Here is a 20,048-nt window from a genome sequence, read left to right on the forward strand (position 1 = left end):
TCCCTATTGTTTCTTCAACAACTCCAGGACTTCCCTGCTCGGGTAGCCCTGAACTTCAACGCCGGCACTCTTTTCAAATTCACTCACCGCTTTGCGGGTACCCGGACCTGCCTTGCCATCAATTTCTCCGGTGTAAAACCCTTTTTGTTTGAGCAACTTCTGCAACTCCTCCACTTGAACACTATCCAGTGGAGTAAATGGGCGCTTCCAATCATTTACCAAAGGCGCACCGCCGCCAATCCGGTCTGCCAACAGGCCTATAGCTATCGCATAGCGATCTGAATTGTTGTAACGCTTGAGGACAAAGAAGTTCTTGAACACTAAAAATGCCGGGCCATTGCGGCCGTCTGGTAACTTTAATTCGGCAATGGCTTTCTTGCTGGGAAAGGGCTCGCCATTGGCTCGTGTGACGCCGAGCTTCTCCCATTCGGCTACCGACATCTTCCCTGCAGGCATTTTACGAGCGGGAATCTTGACCTCATAGCCCCAGGGTTTTCCTCGCTGCCAACCGTTACTGGATAGCAGGTTGGCGGCAGTCGCGAGCGCATCCGGAATGGAGTTCCAGATATCCCGTTTACCATCACCATCGATATCCACCGCATAGGCTTGATAACTGGTGGGAATAAATTGGGTATGCCCCATAGCTCCGGCCCAGGAGCCCAACAAATGCTCACCCTCGATATCACCGGCCTGCAAGATTTTTAGCGCGGCCAGCAGTTGCTGACGGCCAAACTTTTTACGCTGGGGATCCGCATAGGCGAGTGTTGCCAGTGAGCGAATGACACTGCGCATTACCTTGTCGTTGCCGAGGATGCCGCCAAAACTGGATTCCACAGACCAGATCGCAAGCAGGATATTGGGGTCCACCCCGAAGCGCTTCTGGATCTTATCCAGCCAGGGCTTCATTTTCTCCTTTTCCCGCTTGCCTCGCTCAATCGCTCTCTTTTGCACCCGGTTATCAAAGTATTGCCATACCGGAGCTTTGAATTCAGGCTGATAGGCTGCACGATCCAGAACCCATTGGTCTGGAGAAGTGATTCCTTTAAAGGCTTGGTCGTAAACCTCCGCGGAGATTCCACTCTTGATCGCGGTTTTACGGAACTCCTTTACCCACTGTTCGAAGGCCGGATCGGCCTTCTCTTGTGCATGGGTACTGGAAACCAGGAGAACCGCGCTTATCGCGAGAATGGCAGACAGATATTGAAACCATTGCAGTTTGGGCATGGAGTTACCTTCGACACAACTTTTGCTCGCTCAAGGGTAGAACGAGCCACTCTTATCCGAAAGGTGGATTGGCCGATAACCGTTGAACTTCCCACCTACTATTAAACTGGACAGTCACATGAGAGGGAAGTTCGTGCTGCTCACCTTTAGGGTGAGCTCTGCCGCAAAACGGGAAGATTAGGGAATGACGTAAAACAGCACCGCAAAGAAGTGCAAAATACCGCCCGCCAGCACAAAGAGATGCCAAATCGCATGGTGGAAGCGCAGGCTGCGCCAGAGGTAAAAAGCGATTCCACCGGTGTAGCAGAGACCACCGAGAACTAACAGCCACAAACCGCCAGTTTCCAGGCTGTCCGACAGCGGCTTGATCGCCGCCACCACGACCCATCCCATCAAGGCACTGAGAGTAATAGACAGAGCTCGGATCTTCTTCAGCGGGGTGAACTGAATAATCAATCCGATCAGCGCGAGCCCCCAAATAATACCGAACAGCCACCAACCCCAAGGGCCCCTCAGGGTAACCAGGGTGAAGGGAGTATAGGTTCCAGCAATCAATAGAAAGATTGACGAGTGGTCCAGGGTCCGCAGTATTGCTTTGGCGCCGATATGGCTGACTGCGTGGTACAGCGTGGAGGCTAGGAAACAGAGTATCAGGGTGGAGGCATAGACGCTGGAGCTGACAATATGCCAGGCGTCCCCGCGCAGGGCAGCAAATCCGGTCAATACACCCAGACCGGCAATCGCCAGAAGCGCTCCAACACCATGTGTCACACTGTTGGCGATCTCTTCAGCAAAACTGTAACGACTGGCAACGGAAACGGAAGATGACATAAATTAGCCCGGTTAAATTCAGGTCATAAGCCTGCGTGTAGTGCACGACCAATAACTTGGAACAGGTCTAATGATCAGAGGCCTCACTTAAAATAGCAAGGCCATCACCAGACTGCACATTCACAACCGGGCGGTCAGGGCTTAAACGCTAGCGTTGTGAATACCCATTTCGCACAAAGCGGAAGATTCGCGAACAATGGTTTCGTTGCGATCGGGGCCTGTAGAAACAATGTCTACCGGAGCGCCCACCAGCTCTTCGATTCGAGCGATATAGGCGCGTGCATTGGCCGGCAAATCCGCTTCACGACGCACACCGACAGTGTTCTCTGTCCAACCGGGCATAGACTCATAAACCGGCTCGACACCTTCCCAACCTGCAGCATCAAATGGTACTGGGACTTCTTCACCAGCGCTGTTGCGGTAGCCCACACAAACCTTTACCTCCTCGAGACCATCGAGAACATCCAGTTTGGTCAGGCACAGGCCAGAAATACTGTTGATTCGGATCGCGTGGCGCACAGCAACAGCGTCAAACCAACCGGTGCGGCGCTGGCGGCCAGTAGTAGCGCCAAACTCGTGACCTTTTTCACCCAGGTGACGACCAACTTCGCAGTCCAGCTCGGTAGGGAATGGGCCACCGCCAACGCGGGTGGTGTAGGCCTTGGTAATGCCCAATACATAATCCAGGTACAGAGGACCAAAACCAGAACCAGTAGCGGTACCGCCAGCAGTGGTATTAGAGGAAGTTACGAACGGGTAGGTACCGTGGTCAATATCCAGCAGGGAACCCTGGGCGCCTTCGAACAGGATATGCTCTCCGTTCTCGCGCGCTTTGTGCAGGTGATCGGCAACGTCGGTGATCATCGGCACCAGTTGCTCGCGCCAGATCTTGGCCTGCTCAACGGTGTCCTCATAACTGACCGGGTCAACTTTGTAGTATTCGGTCAGAGCGAAGTTGTGGTAATCAATCAGCTCTTTCAGCTGGTGGCAGAAGTTATCCCAGTTGCACAGATCACCCAGGCGAAGACCGCGACGAGCAACTTTATCTTCGTAAGCGGGACCAATACCGCGACCTGTAGTACCGATCGCTTTGGCGCCGCGTGCTTTTTCACGGGCCTGGTCGAGGGCAACATGCACAGGCAAGATCAGCGGACACGCCGGGGAAAGACGCAGGCGCTCGCGCACAGGAACTTCGCGCTCTTCCAGCTCAGCCATCTCTTTCAGCAGCGCCTCCGGGGAGAGCACCACACCATTGCCGATCAAGCAGGTTACGCTGGGGCGCAGGATACCGGAGGGAATCAGGTGCAGTACGGTTTTTTCGCCATCGATAACCAGGGTGTGGCCCGCATTGTGACCACCCTGGAAACGCACTACCAGCGAGACCTTCTCGGTTAGCAAATCGACAATCTTGCCCTTGCCCTCATCGCCCCACTGGGTACCCAGTACTACTACGTTCTTGCCCATCTGTATAAATCTCTAAACTCAGGTTTTTCTCTGCGGGAGCCGGGGCCCCACATAAATGGATGTCTGCGGGTAGGCCCGCGCGATAATAGGCACATCCACTGCGCCCGAAAAATCAGTCTCGTGGTTTTACTACCCACGAATCACCCTCAGCAACCAACTCTCGGTCACAGCGGGAATCCAGTTCACTATCGGCACCACCAGCAAGGGCTGTGATGACCACTTCACCTTGAGCCCGCAGCTCGTGAATCGCCTTCCACAGTTCAGCGCCCTGGGAGCCTCTGACATCTGGCGCCAATATCGCAGCGCCCTCTTCAACGGCAGTGCTGCCCAGATTACTCAATGCCACCAGGTCACTACTGAAGCCTGTTGCTGGGCGATCGCGCCCAAACACGGCTCCGATACCGTTGTAGCGTCCACCATTGGCCAATGCCTGGCCGTGGCCCGGTGTGTAGGCGGCGAATACCAGACCTGTTTCATAGTCGTAGCCGCGTACTTCACTCAAATCGAAGAACAGTGTCACCTCTGGATAGCGCTCATTCAGAGCCTCAGCTACCTGCCTCAAATCGGAGACTGCCGCCAGCAAATTTTGCGGGGCTCCAGAAAAGAGTTCGCGGGCCTTATCCAGGCATTCCCGTCCCCCAACCAGCCCCGGGAGCGCCTTCAGCCACTCGGCAGCCTTCTGGTCGCCAACATTCTCCTCGACCCACTCGCACAGATCAGCAGTCGCCTTGCTCTGCAACATGGCCAACAGGGCGCTGCGCTGCTCGTCATTGAGGCCCGCCGCTTCAACCAGACTCTGGTAAATCGCGACGTGGCCCAGGTCCAGGTGCACTTGGCTGACACCCGCTACCTGAAGGCTTTGCAGCATCAGCGAGATCACCTCAAGGTCTGCACCGAGGTTGTCCACACCAAACAGTTCGGCGCCAACCTGTATCGGCGCTCGCGAACCCATCGGGGTTCGCGGCTTGGTGTACACCACCTGACCGGCGTAGCAGAGGCGGTTGGCGCCTCTGCGGGGAAAGCTGTGGGCATCAATCCGGGCAGTCTGCGGAGTCATATCCGCGCGTATACCCAAAGTGCGTCCAGATATCTGGTCGGTAACCTTAAAGGTGCTCAGATCTACATCATGGCCCATCCCAATCAGGAGGGACTCGGTGAATTCCAACATCGGCGGTATCACCAACTCGTACCCCCAGCAGTGGTAGAGGTCCAGTAGTTGGCGGCGCAGAGTCTCCAATTGCACGGCATCCGCAGGCAGAATTTCTGCAATGCCATCCGGTAACATCCAGCGATCGGCTTGAGTCATGATGAAATGAATTCGTCAGCGAAGAAATTGCGGTGCCACAGCGCTTGCCACAAACGAGCCGCAGCACTTCCCACAAAAAAACCGGGCTGGGCCCGGTTTGCGTGATTTTAGCATCAAGTGCTAACAGGAAGGTAGGGTTATCGAATCTAACCCGGCGCCTATAGCACCAGTTGCCCAGTGCTACACAGCATTTTCAGCCCTACTCTCCTTTCGGGTCTTTCAGGTAGCGGAAGAATTCGCTATCTGGATCGACCAGCAGCATATCAGACTTGCTCCGGAAGGACTCCTTGTAAGCCTGCAGACTGCGGGTAAAGCGGTAAAACTCCGGATTCTTGCTGTAGGCCGCAGCGTAAATAGCTGCCGCCTCTGCATCACCCGCACCGCGTAACTCTTCCGCCTGGCGGTAGGCCTCAGACTCAATCACCACTCTTTGGCGATTGGCATTAGCCTTGATACGCTCACTGGCCTCCTGACCCTTGGCGCGATGATCCCGCGCCTCCAGCTCACGACCAGCGCGCATACGCTGGAACACAGACTCGGAGACTTCCGGTGGCAGGTCAATCCGCTTGACGCGCACATCAATCACATGCACTCCCAGGTCATCCTGAGCCACCTTATTCAGGTTCTTGGTGATCTCCGCCATCAACTCATCGCGCTCGCCACTGACTACCTCATGCAGATCGCGCACACCAAACTCGTTCCGGAGCTGATCATTGATCCGCTCCGACAGCAGGCGCACCGCATTGCGATCGTCACCACGAGTGGCGATATAAAACTTATCCACATCAGAGATTCGATATTTGGCATACGAATCAACCATCATGAATTTGTTTTCACTGTTGAGCATACGAACGGGGCTGGAATCCACCGTCTGAATACGCGCATCAAACTTGCGCAACCTTTCCGCAAAAGGGATTTTGAAGTAGAGACCCGGCTCGGTGTAGGTGCGCACCAGCTCACCAAAGCGCAGTAACACGGCTTTTTCAGTCTCTTTCACTACAAAGGCGCTGGAAGAAAGTACCAATACTCCAACCAGGATGACAACAATGATACCCAGTGTTTTGTTATTCATATCATCCCCTCCTAGCGAATAGTCTGACTGCGACGGGTGCTGGCGTCATCCCGACGAAGGCGCTCAATAACACGCTGATAGACTTCCTCAATCATTACAGGCGAGGTGTCCTGGCTTTGGGCTGCTCGCGCTGCTCCAGCGCCGCCTTGTGCCAATTTATCTAGTGGCAGGTACATCATGTTATTGCCGCCCTCGACATCCACCATCACCTTGGAGGTGTTGGCCATCACGTCCTGTACCGCATCCAGGTAGAGACGCTCGCGGGTAACTTCCGGGGCACGCTCATATTCAGCCAGCAGTTTCTCAAAGCGCACAGCTTCACCTCGGGCACTCTCGATGACGCGGGCTTTGTATGCCTCGGCCTCTTCGATAATGCGCTGAGCCTGACCGCGGGCAACCGGGATTATCTGGTTAGCATCAGCCTGAGCTTCATTTTGCAGACGCACCTCGTCCTCACGGGCTTTGGTTACATCGTCAAACGCATCCTGCACTTCGCGCGGCGCCTTAGCATCAGTCAGGTTAACCACATCAATGCGTATACCGGTCTGGTACAGGTCCAGATATTCCTGTAATCGTTCCTGCGTATCGGCAGATACTTGGGTCCGGTTCTGGGAAATCACACCGTTTAAAGTGAGAGAGCCCACCACGTGACGAAGGGCGCTGTCGGTGGCTTCCTGCAAGCTCTTCACCGGATCGCGAACACGCAGTACAAAAGACTCAGCATCCCCAACCTGCCACTGCACAGTGAGTACCACTTCTACGATATTGGCGTCTTCGGTCAGCATCTGACCGGTAGTGCGCTCGGTACGCACCTCAGTCATATTGACCTTGGTGACGTTATCGATAAGCGGCGGATTCCAGTGCAGGCCAGCAGATTCCGTGGAGTGGTATTTGCCCAGGCGCAAAACAACCGCCTGTTCGTTGGCGTTGACCTGGTAAATCCCCAGGCCGCCATAAATCAATACGGCGAGACCAATAACCAGTACCCAGGGAAATTTGACAGAGTCGCCACTTGGGCTGCCGCTGCCACCACCACCAAACAGGCCACCTAGTTTCTGCTGAATTTTTCGCAGTAGTTCATCGAGATCGGGCGGGCCTCCATTATTGCGGTTACCGCCACCACCCCAGGGGTCTTTATTGTTACCACCCGGCTCATTCCAGGCCATTTAACTTACTCCAACTATGATCACTTAATCTTTTACTTCGGCGGATTCTAGCATCCATTGCCGACAAAATATTGCCGACAGGCCCTAGCCTGAGGCAAGTGGGCAGTCTGCGGAGACCAATCCCGAACAAATTCGACTAAAGGTCGCAATATGACCTGAATTTTAAAATCAATGTTTATACAACAACTACTCGGCAATGGGTTCTTCCAAAACCCATTCCGGCGCGTCATTGCCAGCAATATGTGGCGCCAGCAGACGCTGGAAATCACTACGCGGCAATAATATTTGCAATTCACAGTCACCATTGTCGCGGTAGACTTCCGACTGCACCGCATTAATTTCAAATAGCTGCGCTCGCAGCCTGGACTGATGAGGCTTCACTACCAATTGCCCGCGCACCATTTGCTCGCCCAGGCGCTCGGCAATAGCCTCAATCAAAAGCTCACAACCCGCACCCGTTACCGCAGAAAGCCAAACTGCCCGGGGTACACCCTGATCATCCCGGTCTATACGCGGTTCAAAATCTGCCAGCAGATCAATTTTGTTATAAACCACCAGTTGCGGCAGTTCCGAAGCATCAATTTCTTCCAGAACCGTTTGCACTTCTTCCATCAGGTGTAACCGATCATCTGCTGCGGAATCCACCACATGTAGAAGCAACGTCGCACTGGCGGCCTCTTCCAGGGTTGCCCGGAATGCCTCTACCAGTTTATGCGGCAAGTGGGAGACAAATCCCACCGTATCAGCCAATACCATGGCGCCAACATTGGGTAATTCAACCCTGCGCATAGTCGGGTCGAGGGTGGCAAACAATTGGTCCCTGACATAGACATCTGCATCGGTCAGGCGATTAAACAGGGTCGACTTGCCCGCATTGGTGTAGCCAACCAGAGATACGGTGGCCATTTCTGCCCGGGAGCGCGCGCGGCGCCCCTGCTCCCGCTGGCGGCGTACCTTTTCCAGCCGCTTCTCGATGGAGTCTATGCGCGCGCGCAGCAATCGCCGGTCTGTCTCCAACTGGGTTTCACCGGGTCCACGCAGGCCTATACCACCCTTTTGCCTCTCCAGGTGGGTCCAGCCTCGTACCAGCCGCGTTGCCATATGGCGTAGCTGGGCCAACTCCACTTGAAGCTTACCTTCGTGAGTTCGCGCACGCTGGGCAAAAATATCCAGAATAAGCCCTGTGCGATCCAGCACCCGGCACTTTAATTCGCGCTCAATATTGCGCTCCTGACTCGGAGACAGGATGTGATCAAAGATAACCAGGGCGGCTTCCTGATCCTTGACCACCTGGCGAATCTCCTCCAATTTACCTCGGCCAACAAAAGTCTTTGGGTCTGGAGTGGCGCGCTGGCCGAAAATAAAACTGACAGGATCTGCTCCGGCAGATAGGGCCAACTCCTCAAATTCACGAGGGTCGTCGGGACTGTCGATGGCGGAGAGTTCTAGGTGTACCAGTACTGCGAGCTCACCGGATTCCGGTCGATCGAAAAACAATGGGAATTCTCTATTGCGAAAAGGGCGTGATAAGCCCTGACTGAGGTGACAACCGGCAAGCCCTGCAAGGGGCTCACCGAGCTGCTGGCGCCCCGGCAAAACGGGGTGCAGGTGAAATTGATACGGATCTTTTAGCTAAAGGATTCGCGCTCACCGCCTTCACCATTACCCTCGCCGCCGTGCTGGGCTGCGGGATTCAATAGCGGTACGCGCACTGCACGCGACGGAACAACCGTAGAAATGGCGTGCTTATACACCATTTGGCTCACAGTATTTTTGAGTAACACCACGAACTGGTCGAAGGATTCAATTTGCCCTTGGAGCTTGATGCCGTTTACCAGATAGATAGAAACCGGAATACGCTCTTTGCGCAATACGTTGAGGTAAGGGTCTTGTAAGCTGTGCCCTTTTGACATCTTTTTTCTCCTTGTCAAAAAGCTGAATGCGGTATGCAGGCCGCAATCGCACCCGCGAAGAGCGCGGATCAAAAAACGACTGAGGTTGAATACGCGTATAAGTAGTGTAGTAGCGAGCCGGAAAAGGCCGGACTCTGTGAAAACTGACTGAACGGGCTTGTCGTTTAATAGCCCAACCACGTTATGGATGCTTAAGCGAGAAATTTCAAGGCTTCAGCCAATATTTCGTCATTCTCACGCACCCCACCTTGCTCATCCTGAGTGTACAAAGTTAGCAGGTCTGGCCAGCGCCGCAGCCAGGTTAACTGGCGCTTGGCAAGCTGCCTCGTCGCCGCAATTCCAGCGGCCACCATATCATCGTAATCGGTTTGGCCTTGCAAGTGTTGCCAAACTTGTCGATATCCCACCGCGCGAATTGCCGGTAAGTCCTCGTGCAGGTCTCCCCGATCCAGCAGACCCTGGACTTCATCAATAAAGCCCGCCGCGAGCATCTTGCGAAAACGCAGTTCAATACGCTGGTGAAGCAGGGAGCGATCGCGGGGCATAATGGCCATCTGGCACACCTGGTACTGCTCCTGTATTCCCCCAGCTTCCTGCTCGCGACGCAACTGCGAAAGCGGAACACCAGTGAGGCGGTAAACTTCCAGTCCCCTTTCGATACGCACCGAATGGTTGGGATGTAGCTCTGCCGCCAACTGCGGGTCCACCTGGGCCAGCTCCGCATGCAATACAGGCCACCCTTCACGCTCTGCGCGAGCTTCAATTTCTGCTCTCACCGCTGCGTCCGCCTCAGGCAATTTTGCCATGCCTTCCAACAGAGCGCGGAAATACAACATAGTTCCGCCAACCAGTAATGGCACTTTACCAGCGGCGGTAATTTCTGCCATAGCTTCCAGCGCATCTTTGCGGAAACGACCTGCCGAATAAGACTCAGACGGGTCACAGATATCGATCAAACGGTGAGGGTATGCAGCTAGCTCTTCTACTGAGGGCTTGGCCGAGCCGATATCAAGGCCTCGATATACGAGAGCAGAATCAACACTAATTAATTCCACGGGCAAACGATCGGCGAGCGCCATGGCCAGATCCGTTTTGCCGGAGGCCGTTGGACCCATCAAGAAAATTACACGGGGCTTATCACCCGGCAAGCTGTTATTCAAACTACCACCCACTTCTGCCGCGTACCTATTGGCCGCGCATAAACCACTTATCCATATCTGCCAGTTTAACCTGGGTCCAGGTCGGGCGACCGTGGTTGCACTGGCCACTGCGCTCCGTGCGCTCCATATCCCGCAGCAGAGCATTCATTTCAGGGATTGTCAGACGTCGGTTTGCGCGAACAGAGCCATGACAAGCCATTGTCCCCAGCACTTCGTTGATACGCTCACCAATACGGGCACTGTCGCCTTCGCCGAGCAGGTCTGAGAGTACATCGCGCACCAGCTGTTCCACTTCCGCACCGTGTAGCATTGTGGGTACCTGACGCACCAGCAAAGTCTCCGGGCCGGCCCGCTGCAACACGAAACCAAGCGCGGTAAACACCTCGCTGCGCTCCTCGAAGCAGTCCGCTTCCCGCTGGCTGACAGCCAGACTCACTGGAACCAGGAGGGGCTGAGCCTGAATTCCACCGGCCGCATAAGCCACTTTCATCTGCTCATAGACAATGCGCTCATGGGCAGCGTGCATATCGACAACAACCATCCCGTGCTCGTTTTGCGCGAGAATATAGATTCCATGCAACTGCGCCAGAGCAAAGCCCAGCGGCGGCACTTCGGATTCGCTTTCAGTGCCCGCACCGGCCCCTATGGTCGTCCCGGAAGATGCTTGGGGCACGGGCACTGGCCGGCTGGTAGGAGCATCCTGCGGCTGTTGTGTCGCTGGGGATGAGTCCTGATACGGTTGGTGCAGAGCGCCGTAAGCGTTCATCTGCTCGCGCAAATTTGAGGGCGAGGGGCGATTGCTGAGTGGCATTTTATGCTGCCCGGCAAATTCACCGGCCTGCAAACCCGTGACCTGTTCCTGGCGCTCCTGCTCTGGCTCGCTTTCTGTTTCCTCTTTCTGCCCCGGACGCACATCCGCCAGGGCCCGGTGCAAACTGCCAAACAGGAAGTCGTGTACCAGGCGACTATCGCGAAAACGCACTTCGTGTTTGGTCGGGTGCACATTCACATCGACGGAAGCCGGGTCCAGCTCCAGATAAAGTACAAATGCCGGATGGCGACCGTGGTACAAAACATCGGCGAACGCCCGGCGCACCGCGTGGCTGACCACCTTGTCGCGAATAGCCCGGCCATTGACATAAAAGAATTGTAAGTCGGCCTGGGAGCGCGAGAATGCGGGCTCCGCAACCCACCCCCACAGGCGCAGGCCGCTGCGCTCCACATCGATATGCAGCGCATTCTGCATAAACGCCGGCCCACACACCTGGGCGACACGGCGCTCCATTTCCACCCGCCCGGTGCCCGCGCGCAGATTATGCACACCCTTGCCGTTGTGGCGCAGGCTGATAGAGACATCAAATCTGGACAGCGCCAAGCGCTTAATTGTCTCGTCAATGCGATTGAATTCTGTTTTTTCTGTGCGCAGGAATTTCCGCCGAGCGGGCGTATTGAAGAACAGGTCGCGCACATCCACCGTGGTGCCACGGGGGTGAGCCGAGGGCGCGAGCTGTGCCTGCATGTCGCGGCCCTCCGCACTTACCTGCCACCCCTTGCCACTTTCATCGCGGCTGCTGGTCAATGCCAGACGCGCCACCGAGGAAATACTGGCGAGGGCCTCGCCGCGAAAGCCCAGGGTGGCCACCGCCTCCAGATCCTCCAAAGCGTGAATCTTGGAAGTCGCGTGGCGGGCCAGGGCCATTGGCAGGTCTTCCCGCTCTATGCCCTTGCCGTTATCGCGCACTTTCATGCGCTTGCTACCTCCGCCGTCCACATCGACCTCTAGCCGTGTAGCGCCCGCATCCAGGCTGTTTTCCAGCAACTCCTTGATTACTGATGCCGGGCGCTCAACTACCTCACCGGCGGCAATCTGGTTGGCGAGGCGGGGAGAGAGTTGCTGGATTTTATCGTGCATGAATCTGGCCTGTTAATGCTGCAAGGACCGCTCGACACTGAGGTCTCAGCCGGAAGGAATACTCAGGGTCTGCCCCACTCGAATCACGGAGTTCTTGATGCCATTCGCTCTCATCAGGGCGGCGACGGAGATATTATATCGCGCCGCGATACCCGAAAGGGTCTCCCCGCGAGCGATAACGTGGTTGCGAGACTTATCGCTCTGGTTGGCGGCGAGCCAGGTATCCGCCGGGGGGCGGCTCTTAAAGTGCGCCACTATACCGTCACTGAGCTTTTGCGCCAGCCTGCGCTGGAAACTGGGATCGCGCAGGCGTTTCGCTTCCTGGGGATTGGTAATAAAACCCGTCTCCACCAAAATTGAAGGCACATCCGGCGAACGCAGCACCGAGAAATTGGCCTGCTCCACCTGTTTTTTATGCAGGTGAGTGACGGTACCAATCTGTGACAGCACACTGGCGCCAATATCCAGGCTGGCATTCATGGTGGCAGTCATTGAGAGGTCGAGCAATACGCCGGCAAGGGTGTCATCCTTATCGCCCAGGCTCAAACTGCCGGCACCACCGATAAGGTCGGACTCGTTTTCCCGCGCGGCCAAAAAGCGGGCGGTTTCACTGGTTGCCCCCCGGGAGGAGACCGCATAGACCCCCGCGCCACGGGCATCTTTGCGGGTAAAGGCATCGGCGTGGATCGACACAAAAAGGTCCGCACGCATATTGCGCCCAATTTTTACCCGTTCCCGCAGAGGGATATAGTAATCCCCTGTGCGCACCAGTTTGGCAGTAAAGCCCTTCTCACCGTTTATCTTTTTGTGCAGCTGTTTGGCAATCGCCAGCACCACATCCTTTTCCCGCAAGCGACCGGGACCGGAAGCCCCGGGATCTTCCCCGCCGTGCCCAGCATCAATGGCGACAATGATATTGCGTTCACTACTGACCTGCTCCAGCGTCTTCTCGCTGCCTTTAACCTCGTCGTAAAGGTCAATCACCAATCGATCCGGCAGGTTTTCATGGCGCCGCAGGGCAAAGCTGCGCGGATTCGCCTGCTGCTTTAGGTCCAATACAACCCGTAGATCTTTTTTATTCTGACGGGCATGGCGCACCCGGGCGATCGGCGTCTTGTCCAGGTCCAACTTGTCCAGCTCAGCCTTCAACTCGGTATCAGAGAGATCGACAACCACCCGGTGGGGGTCCTTGAGGGTAAATAACTTGTGCTCTGCCGGGCCGCTTAAATCAAAAACCAGACGCGTATGGTCGGGTGCTCGCCAGACGCGCACACCTTCCACTTGCGTCGCAGAAGCTGGCAGGAAAACTGCCAGCCACAGCGCGACAACGAACAGAGACCGCCACATAAAACTCATTACTTCCCAGCCCCTTTGCTTATTGGTATCAGTATTTCCCTGCGTTCAGGTCTTTTCAGGATGCTCGCAGCAGCTTTTGCAGCAGGTCTATTACCCACTCACCCTGGGGCGAGTGCGCGATTAACCTGAGCTGGCGGCCGCTTTCCGGTACTTCCAACTCAACTTCCAAGTCTGGAGCCGGCAATATGCCCTCACCCCGCTCGGGCCACTCTACAAGGCTCAAGCTCTGAGCAGAGAAATAATCCCGCACCCCCATAAACTCCAACTCTTCCGGGTCACCCAGACGATAGAGGTCGAAGTGGTAAACCCGGTGAGCCTCGAGTTCGTAGGGTTCCACCAGGGTGTAGGTGGGGCTCTTTACCGCACCCTCGTGCCCAAAGGCCCTCAGTACCCCCCGGCAGAAAGTTGTCTTTCCCGCGCCCAGCTGGCCATTTAAATACAGCGTCAATCCCTGTTGCAGGCCCGCCGCGAGACAGGCCTGCCCGAGCGAGCTGCCGCCGGATACGGTGGCTGCTTCATCGGCCAAATGTAATTTGAATTCACTCGCCATCAATCTACCAAACGTCTAATCCAGGGCAATAAATCCGTAGCGAGTAATCCCCGCATACCCTCTTCGGCAGCGCGATTACCCGCCTCTCCGTGTAACCACACCGCCAGTCGGGCAGCCTCCACCAGCGGCAAGTACTGGCCAATCAATGCTGCAACAATACCGGTGAGGAGGTCTCCCATACCACCTGAAGCCATACCCGGGTTACCGCTGTTGATCAGGTCAACACCACCATCGTGTGCAATCAGGGTGCCTGCGCCTTTTAATATCACCACGCCACTGAATTTTTGCTGAACTGCAATAGCAGCTGCGCGCGGATCGGCGAGCACCTCGGCGGTGTCACAACCCAGAAGGCGGGCGGCCTCGCCCACATGTGGGGTTAACACCCAGTCATCCCGCCGGACTCCGGCCAGAACCCGGCCCTCAGCGAGAATATTCAATGCATCGGCATCTACGACCAAGGGCGCCTCAGCTCGGCCGGCTCGCGCCAGCAGCTGCTCACTCCAGGGGGAGCGTCCCAAACCGGGGCCCACTGCAATCACGCTGGGGCCTTTGAGCAGCGGTTCCAGCTCCTGCCCGGAAATCACCGGATGAGCCATCACTTCTGGACTGCGAGTTAACGCTGCGGACAAATGCTCAGGGCGGGTCGCCAGGGAAATCAGCCCGGCTCCACAGCGCGCTGAGGATTGCGCAGCCATCAATGCGGCACCGCCAAATCCGGTATCACCGCCGACAACCAAAATATGGCCAAATTGGTTTTTAAAGCTATCGGCAGCGCGCGCTGGCAGGCGACGGATGGCATCAGCCTCGTATCGCATAACCAAAGGCTCAACTGCTCGGTAGGCAGCCTCAGGTGCCCCCAAACCTTCGAAAATTACCTCTCCGCAGAGCGCCGGGCCGCGACCGCAGTAGAGCCCCATTTTGCGTCCGATAAAAGTCACCGTCATATCGGCACTGACCGCCTCGCCGGCACTGCCGGTATCGGCACTCAGACCGGAGGGGATATCCACCGCCAACACCGGGCCGGGGCTTTTGCGGATTCGCTCAACCGCATGCGCCACGCCGGAGCGCAGCTCACCGCTAAAGCCCGTTCCCAGCAATGCATCCACAATCAGTGTATTGGCGTCTGCCGTATCCAACTCTGCGAGAGAGTTCACCACCTGGACACCTTCCCGGCAGGCGTACTCATAGGCCTCCCGGGCATCGCCACTCAGGTGCTGAGGATCGGTACACGCATAGACGCTGACCGGGATTTTCTTTTGCGCGGCGAGGGCGGCAATCACATAGCCATCCCCACCGTTGTTCCCACCACCGCAGAAAACCTGGAGGCGGCCGATCTCCGGCCAGCGCCTGCGTAGATGTGAAAAAGCCGCGCGACCAGCGCGCTTCATCAGTTGAATGGAGGGGATTTCCAGTGCAGCAATCGTCTGTCGATCCAGCTCACGTACCGACTCGGCACTGTATAGAGGTTGAGGCGTGTCCATGCAGCTCCCGCGATGTGGTCAAGAATTCATCTGTGGCAAAATAGGCAATTACATCGCCATCGTTTGCGCCAATCGCAAAGTATACCGCCCCGGCCAGGCATTGTGCTTGCAGGGAATATCGAGCCGCTTTATCTATGACCGAATCACTGCTCGCCGACTTAGCCCAACAGATCAAAATTTGGGGCAGAGAACTGGGCTTCCAACAAGTGGGTATTACCGATTGCCAGCTGGAGGAGGAAGGGGAACGCCTACGCGCCTGGATTGATGCGGGCTATCACGCTGATATGGACTGGATGGGCGCTCACGGTGAGAAACGCTGGCGCCCCGAATTATTGGAGCCGGGAACACTGCGGGTAATCAGCGTGCGTCTGGACTACCTGCCGCCGGACACCCAGCCGATTAAAGTGTTGAAGGATTCGAGTAAGGCCTATGTATCCCGCTATGCGAATGGCCGCGATTACCATAAGTTGATCCGCAAACGCCTGGCCAATCTATCAAAGCAAATTGATACCTATTGCGCCCAGCGGGGCATTGAATCGAAAGGTCGGGCTTTTACCGACAGCGCCCCGGTAATGGAGAAGGCCCTGGCAGCCAAGGCCGGCCTGGGCTGGATTGGTAAAAATACGCTGGTACTGAATTCGACCGCCGGCTCTTACTTTTTCCTCGGCGAAATCTACACCAACTTGCCACTCCCCATAGATATCAGCGAGGAGCATGATCAGTGTGGCGACTGTGTCGCCTGCCTCAGGGTTTGCCCTACCGATGCCTTCATCGATGACCGCACCCTGGATGCGCGGCGCTGCATCTCCTACCTCACTATTGAAAACAAAGGCCCAATCCCTGAGGAATTTCGCGAGCCCATCGGCAACCGAATATACGGCTGTGACGACTGCCAGATAGTGTGCCCCTGGAATAAATTCGCCAAGCCCACCAAGGAAAAAGATTTTCATCCCCGACACGGACTGGACAATGGTGAGCTACTGAAGTTGTTTACCTGGAGCGAAGAGGAGTTCCTGCGCAAGACTGAGGGTTCGGCCATTCGCCGAATCGGCCACGAGCGCTGGCTGCGCAACCTGGCTGTTGCCTTAGGCAATGGGGAGGCCACGCCCGAAGTCATCAATACCCTGGAGAGTGCGCGCGCCGGCGCCACGCCCCTGGTTCTGGAGCATATCGATTGGGCGCTGGAGCGGTTGCGCAGCGGGCGCAGGCGCAAGCGTAAAATCAAACGCAAGCCCGCTGGCTAATCGGGAGTGGGGGTCAGAGGCGGAAAAAAGTCTCGCGGTAGTGGCGCAATTCCTCAATAGAATCGCGGATATCGTCGAGCGCCAAATGGCTGCTGTGTTTTTTAACTCCATCCAAAACCTCCGGGCGCCAGCGACGAGCCAATTCCTTCACCGAGCTGACATCCAGGTTGCGATAGTGGAAATAGGATTCCAACTCCGGCATATATTTCACCAGGAACCGGCGATCCTGGCCGATAGAGTTGCCACACATGGGAGATGCTCTCTCAGGGACCCACTGTCGCAAGAACTCCAGGGTCTCCCTCTCCGCGCCCCTTTCGGAAATACTGGATTCTTTGACCCGAGCTACCAGCCCGGAACCACCGTGCTGTTCGGTATTCCATTCATCCATTGCATCTAGCAAGGCATCGCTCTGGTGAATGACCATTGAGGGACCCTCGGCGAGAATCTCCAGGCGTGAATCCGTCACGACTGTGGCAATTTCAATAATGCGCTCTTTGTCCGGATTCAGGCCTGTCATCTCCAGGTCAATCCAGATCAGGTTGTTCTGATCCACAACGGGTCTCCTCAAACTTTCCGCGCAAGTTACCGCAACTACCCTGCAATAGCTATAATCCGCCGCTAGTCTCCAGGTGCTAGTGCATGAGTAAACGCAAATTAAATCGCCGCCAACAGTGGCGTATCAACAAAATCCAGCAGGAACGTGAAGCCCGCGCCCGCAAGCGTGAGCAATCTGCCGAAGAGGCCCTGGAAGAGGGGCAACTGGAGCAGGAACAGATCGGCCTGGTTATCGCCAACTATGGCACACAGGTTTTAGTGGAGAGCGAGAGTGATCCGAGCCTGCGCCAGCGCTGCCATTTGCGCGCCAATATCGAAACCCTGGTGACCGGCGATCGCGTTGCCTGGCACCCTGCCAGCGAAGACAGCGATGGGGGCATTGGTGTTATCGGCGCGCGCCTGCCGCGCAATTCCGAGCTGCAAAGACCCGATCGCTACGGCGACCTGAAAACTGTTGCAGCCAATATCGATCGCATATTGATCGTTATCGCCCCCTACCCTGAACCCTTTGCCAATGCTATAGACCGCTACCTGGTAGCCGCAGAGACCACCGGCATAGCACCAATGCTGCTGCTCAACAAAACCGACCTGATCGATGAGCGCAATCGCGATTCATTGGAGGAGCTACTCGCCCCCTACCCGGAGCTCGGCTACCCGGTTTTACGGTTATCGACCAAAACTGGCGAGGGCCTGCCGGAGCTGCTGGAAACCCTTGCGCAAGGATGTAGCGTTTTTGTAGGGCAGTCCGGGGTGGGCAAGTCATCCCTGGTCAACGCACTGCTTCCCAGTGCCGGCGCTCGCACCGGTGCCCTTTCAGAGGCCACACAGAAGGGGACTCACACCACTACAGCGGCGGAACTGTTTCACCTGCCCAGTGGGGGTGATCTGATAGACTCCCCAGGCATTCGCGAGTTTGGACTCTGGCATATGGAGGAGGCCGCCCTACTGGAAGGGTTTGTGGAATTCCGACCATTTATAGGACACTGCCGCTTTCGCGACTGCCGCCACCAGGGCGAACCCCGTTGCGCTATCCAGGAGGCTCTGACCGATGGAAAAATTAGCGAGCGTCGCATGAATAGTTTTCTGCATTTGCGCAACAGCCTGGAATCGGAGAACAAGTTTTGAAACTGATCATCGAAGCGGATGAGCTCGCGACTCAGCTTGAGCGCGAAGAACTGCTGATTGTAGACCTCAGCTCACCCCACAATTACCTCAACGGCCATATCCCAGGGGCCGTTCACCTGCCGTTCCAGGCGCTGATGGCTGGCACCGCGCCCGCACCGGGCAAACTTCCCGGTATCGAACAGCTGACCCAAGTATTTCAAGCTATCGGCTTGAAGCCGGAACAACATGTGGTCGCCTGTGACGACGAAGGTGGCGGTTGGGCTGGGCGCTTTTTGTGGACCCTGGAAATGATAGGCCACCGCAATTACAGCTACTTGAATGGTGGCATGTTGGCCTGGCGAGGCGCCGGCCTTCCTCTCACTACCGAGGCACCGGATATCGAGCCGAGTGATATTCAAATCACCGTCAACAGCACAGCTGCGATGGACGCCCAGCAAATCCAGGATCAACTGGGCAATGATGAACTCCTTGTTTGGGATGCTCGCTCACCCCAGGAATATCGCGGTGAGCGGGTCCTGGCCATGAAGGGCGGTCATATCCCGGGAGCAATCAATTGCGAGTGGACCCAACTGATGGACCCGCAAAAAGACTTGCGTATTCGTGCGGATGCCCGCGAATTCCTCGCTGCACTGGGAATTGATAGCTCACACAAGATTGTCACCCACTGCCAGAGCCATCACCGCTCCGCTTTTACCTGGTTAGTGGGCAAGTCCCTGGGATTGGATATCCGTGCTTATCCAGGCTCCTGGAGTGAGTGGGGCAATTTGCCCAATACGCCGGTACAGCAGTAGATACATTGAGAAAAGACGTAGATTTATGAACCCTAAACTTTTTGCCGCCCTGCAATACCTAACGCCGCAACACGCACTCTCCCGTGCAGCCGGTTGGTTGGCGAATACAGAACTCAAGTGGATCAAAGATCCTTTCACCCGCTGGTTTGTGGAGAAGTACGGTGTAGATATGCAGGAGGCCAAAGAGAGCGACTGCACTGCCTACCGCACCTTCAATGAATTCTTTACCCGCGAGTTGGTAGACGGAGCCCGCCCCATTATCGAAGGGCAACACACCCTCGCCAGCCCCGCCGACGGCGCCATCAGCCAGCTGGGCCAGATCCATAACGGCCGTATTTTCCAGGCCAAGGGTCACGACTACAGCCTGGTTGAACTGGTGGGTGGTGATCCCAAGGTGGCCGCGCAATTTAATGACGGGCACTTCGCCACCGTGTATCTGTCACCGAAGGATTATCACCGTGTGCATATGCCCATGGCCGGCACCCTGCGCAGCATGACCTATGTGCCCGGACAACTCTTCTCTGTAAATACGGTAACTGCAGAAAACGTTCCGCGCCTGTTCGCGCGCAACGAGCGTCTGGTCTGCGTATTCGATACGGAAGCCGGCCCTATGGCAATGATCCTGGTGGGTGCAATGATTGTCGCCGGTATCGAAACCGTATGGGCCGGACAAGTCGCTCCAATCCAGCGCAAAGTCATCAATACGGATTATCTGGAAAAGGCACCTGTCCACCTGGAGAAAGGTGAGGAGATGGGACGCTTTAAGCTGGGCTCTACCGTCATTATGCTATTTGGCGCAGACCAGGTGAGCTGGCTCGACCAGCTTGAAGCCGAGTCTCCCGTGCGCATGGGTGAGCATTTCGGAAATTTACTATCCGGCAAGGACTGATTAATAAGG

General features: G+C 56.1%; 18 protein-coding genes. 4 read left to right on the forward strand and 14 right to left on the reverse strand.

The window, feature by feature from the left end:
- Positions 1 to 3 precede the first annotated feature (3 nt).
- The 13 genes from ACJJIW_RS04855 to ACJJIW_RS04915 form a co-directional block, all read right to left on the reverse strand.
- Complete coding sequence (locus tag ACJJIW_RS04855; protein WP_282930277.1) at positions 4 to 1,224, reverse strand: lytic murein transglycosylase; 1,221 nt, start codon at positions 1,222 to 1,224, stop codon at positions 4 to 6.
- A gap of 177 nt (positions 1,225 to 1,401) precedes the next feature.
- Entirely contained in the window at positions 1,402 to 2,055 is a 654-nt protein-coding gene (trhA, locus tag ACJJIW_RS04860) for a PAQR family membrane homeostasis protein TrhA (RefSeq protein WP_282930278.1), read from the reverse strand.
- 141 nt (positions 2,056 to 2,196) lie between these two features.
- Positions 2,197 to 3,519, reverse strand: coding sequence for an adenylosuccinate synthase (locus ACJJIW_RS04865; RefSeq protein WP_282930279.1), 1,323 nt, complete (start codon positions 3,517 to 3,519; stop codon positions 2,197 to 2,199).
- A 112-nt stretch (positions 3,520 to 3,631) separates the two neighbouring features.
- A complete protein-coding gene (locus ACJJIW_RS04870) occupies positions 3,632 to 4,825 on the reverse strand; it encodes an ATP phosphoribosyltransferase regulatory subunit (protein WP_282930280.1) in 1,194 nt (397 codons plus the stop codon).
- Between the two features lie 199 nt (positions 4,826 to 5,024).
- The gene (gene hflC, locus ACJJIW_RS04875) at positions 5,025 to 5,897 is read right to left on the reverse strand and encodes a protease modulator HflC (RefSeq protein WP_282930281.1); all 873 of its coding nucleotides are present in this window, start codon (positions 5,895 to 5,897) and stop codon (positions 5,025 to 5,027) included.
- An 11-nt stretch (positions 5,898 to 5,908) separates the two neighbouring features.
- A complete protein-coding gene (hflK, locus tag ACJJIW_RS04880; protein ID WP_282930282.1) occupies positions 5,909 to 7,063 on the reverse strand; it encodes an FtsH protease activity modulator HflK in 1,155 nt (384 codons plus the stop codon).
- A gap of 186 nt (positions 7,064 to 7,249) precedes the next feature.
- Positions 7,250 to 8,560: a ribosome rescue GTPase HflX gene (gene hflX, locus ACJJIW_RS04885; RefSeq protein WP_444936802.1), complete on the reverse strand. Its 1,311-nt coding sequence runs from the start codon at positions 8,558 to 8,560 to the stop codon at positions 7,250 to 7,252.
- Between the two features lie 131 nt (positions 8,561 to 8,691).
- Positions 8,692 to 8,976 (reverse strand): RNA chaperone Hfq, encoded by a 285-nt coding sequence (gene hfq / locus ACJJIW_RS04890; protein WP_020413623.1) that lies wholly within the window; start codon positions 8,974 to 8,976, stop codon positions 8,692 to 8,694.
- Between the two features lie 191 nt (positions 8,977 to 9,167).
- A complete protein-coding gene (gene miaA / locus ACJJIW_RS04895; protein WP_444937349.1) occupies positions 9,168 to 10,091 on the reverse strand; it encodes a tRNA (adenosine(37)-N6)-dimethylallyltransferase MiaA in 924 nt (307 codons plus the stop codon).
- Between the two features lie 70 nt (positions 10,092 to 10,161).
- On the reverse strand, positions 10,162 to 12,048 hold the full coding sequence (gene mutL, locus ACJJIW_RS04900) for a DNA mismatch repair endonuclease MutL (RefSeq protein ID WP_444936803.1): 1,887 nt from the start codon (positions 12,046 to 12,048) through the stop codon (positions 10,162 to 10,164).
- 45 nt (positions 12,049 to 12,093) lie between these two features.
- Positions 12,094 to 13,404: an N-acetylmuramoyl-L-alanine amidase gene (locus tag ACJJIW_RS04905; protein WP_444936804.1), complete on the reverse strand. Its 1,311-nt coding sequence runs from the start codon at positions 13,402 to 13,404 to the stop codon at positions 12,094 to 12,096.
- Positions 13,405 to 13,459: 55 nt separating this feature from the next.
- Entirely contained in the window at positions 13,460 to 13,954 is a 495-nt protein-coding gene (gene tsaE, locus ACJJIW_RS04910; protein ID WP_444936805.1) for a tRNA (adenosine(37)-N6)-threonylcarbamoyltransferase complex ATPase subunit type 1 TsaE, read from the reverse strand.
- The gene (locus tag ACJJIW_RS04915; protein ID WP_444936806.1) at positions 13,954 to 15,435 is read right to left on the reverse strand and encodes an NAD(P)H-hydrate dehydratase; all 1,482 of its coding nucleotides are present in this window, start codon (positions 15,433 to 15,435) and stop codon (positions 13,954 to 13,956) included. The genes tsaE and ACJJIW_RS04915 overlap by 1 nt, the downstream gene beginning before the upstream one ends.
- A 134-nt stretch (positions 15,436 to 15,569) precedes the next feature.
- Here ACJJIW_RS04915 and queG point away from each other — a divergent pair, with 134 nt between their 5' ends.
- Positions 15,570 to 16,679: a tRNA epoxyqueuosine(34) reductase QueG gene (gene queG / locus ACJJIW_RS04920; RefSeq protein ID WP_444936807.1), complete on the forward strand. Its 1,110-nt coding sequence runs from the start codon at positions 15,570 to 15,572 to the stop codon at positions 16,677 to 16,679.
- Between the two features lie 13 nt (positions 16,680 to 16,692).
- Here queG and orn read toward each other — a convergent pair whose 3' ends face one another.
- On the reverse strand, positions 16,693 to 17,232 hold the full coding sequence (orn, locus tag ACJJIW_RS04925; protein WP_444936808.1) for an oligoribonuclease: 540 nt from the start codon (positions 17,230 to 17,232) through the stop codon (positions 16,693 to 16,695).
- A gap of 86 nt (positions 17,233 to 17,318) precedes the next feature.
- Here orn and rsgA point away from each other — a divergent pair, with 86 nt between their 5' ends.
- The 3 genes from rsgA to asd are packed head-to-tail and all read left to right on the forward strand — an operon-like array spanning position 17,319 to position 20,039.
- Positions 17,319 to 18,359, forward strand: coding sequence for a small ribosomal subunit biogenesis GTPase RsgA (rsgA, locus tag ACJJIW_RS04930; protein ID WP_444936809.1), 1,041 nt, complete (start codon positions 17,319 to 17,321; stop codon positions 18,357 to 18,359).
- Positions 18,356 to 19,150: a sulfurtransferase gene (locus ACJJIW_RS04935; protein ID WP_444936810.1), complete on the forward strand. Its 795-nt coding sequence runs from the start codon at positions 18,356 to 18,358 to the stop codon at positions 19,148 to 19,150. Before rsgA ends, ACJJIW_RS04935 begins: the two co-directional genes overlap by 4 nt.
- A gap of 25 nt (positions 19,151 to 19,175) precedes the next feature.
- Positions 19,176 to 20,039 carry an archaetidylserine decarboxylase gene (asd, locus tag ACJJIW_RS04940; protein WP_444892592.1) on the forward strand — a complete coding sequence of 288 codons (864 nt, stop codon included), beginning with the start codon at positions 19,176 to 19,178 and terminating at the stop codon, positions 20,037 to 20,039.
- The last annotated feature ends 9 nt before the right edge of the window (positions 20,040 to 20,048 follow it).

It is taken from the genome of Microbulbifer maximicatervae (SeqCode) (assembly GCF_052467815.1).

Excerpts from the sequence above, each read along its gene's own strand:
- ACJJIW_RS04855 (WP_282930277.1), bottom strand. The coding sequence starts at position 1,224 with ATGCCCAAACTGCAATGGTTTCAATATCTGTCTGCCATTCTCGCGATA.
- trhA (WP_282930278.1), bottom strand. The coding sequence starts at position 2,055 with ATGTCATCTTCCGTTTCCGTTGCCAGTCGTTACAGTTTTGCTGAAGAG.
- ACJJIW_RS04865 (WP_282930279.1), bottom strand. The coding sequence starts at position 3,519 with ATGGGCAAGAACGTAGTAGTACTGGGTACCCAGTGGGGCGATGAGGGC.
- ACJJIW_RS04870 (WP_282930280.1), bottom strand. The coding sequence starts at position 4,825 with ATGACTCAAGCCGATCGCTGGATGTTACCGGATGGCATTGCAGAAATT.
- hflC (WP_282930281.1), bottom strand. The coding sequence starts at position 5,897 with ATGAATAACAAAACACTGGGTATCATTGTTGTCATCCTGGTTGGAGTA.
- hflK (WP_282930282.1), bottom strand. The coding sequence starts at position 7,063 with ATGGCCTGGAATGAGCCGGGTGGTAACAATAAAGACCCCTGGGGTGGT.
- hfq (WP_020413623.1), bottom strand. The coding sequence starts at position 8,976 with ATGTCAAAAGGGCACAGCTTACAAGACCCTTACCTCAACGTATTGCGC.
- miaA (WP_444937349.1), bottom strand. The coding sequence starts at position 10,091 with ATGGGTCCAACGGCCTCCGGCAAAACGGATCTGGCCATGGCGCTCGCC.
- mutL (WP_444936803.1), bottom strand. The coding sequence starts at position 12,048 with ATGCACGATAAAATCCAGCAACTCTCTCCCCGCCTCGCCAACCAGATT.
- ACJJIW_RS04905 (WP_444936804.1), bottom strand. The coding sequence starts at position 13,404 with ATGAGTTTTATGTGGCGGTCTCTGTTCGTTGTCGCGCTGTGGCTGGCA.
- tsaE (WP_444936805.1), bottom strand. The coding sequence starts at position 13,954 with ATGGCGAGTGAATTCAAATTACATTTGGCCGATGAAGCAGCCACCGTA.
- ACJJIW_RS04915 (WP_444936806.1), bottom strand. The coding sequence starts at position 15,435 with ATGGACACGCCTCAACCTCTATACAGTGCCGAGTCGGTACGTGAGCTG.
- queG (WP_444936807.1), top strand. The coding sequence starts at position 15,570 with ATGACCGAATCACTGCTCGCCGACTTAGCCCAACAGATCAAAATTTGG.
- rsgA (WP_444936809.1), top strand. The coding sequence starts at position 17,319 with ATGAGTAAACGCAAATTAAATCGCCGCCAACAGTGGCGTATCAACAAA.
- asd (WP_444892592.1), top strand. The coding sequence starts at position 19,176 with ATGAACCCTAAACTTTTTGCCGCCCTGCAATACCTAACGCCGCAACAC.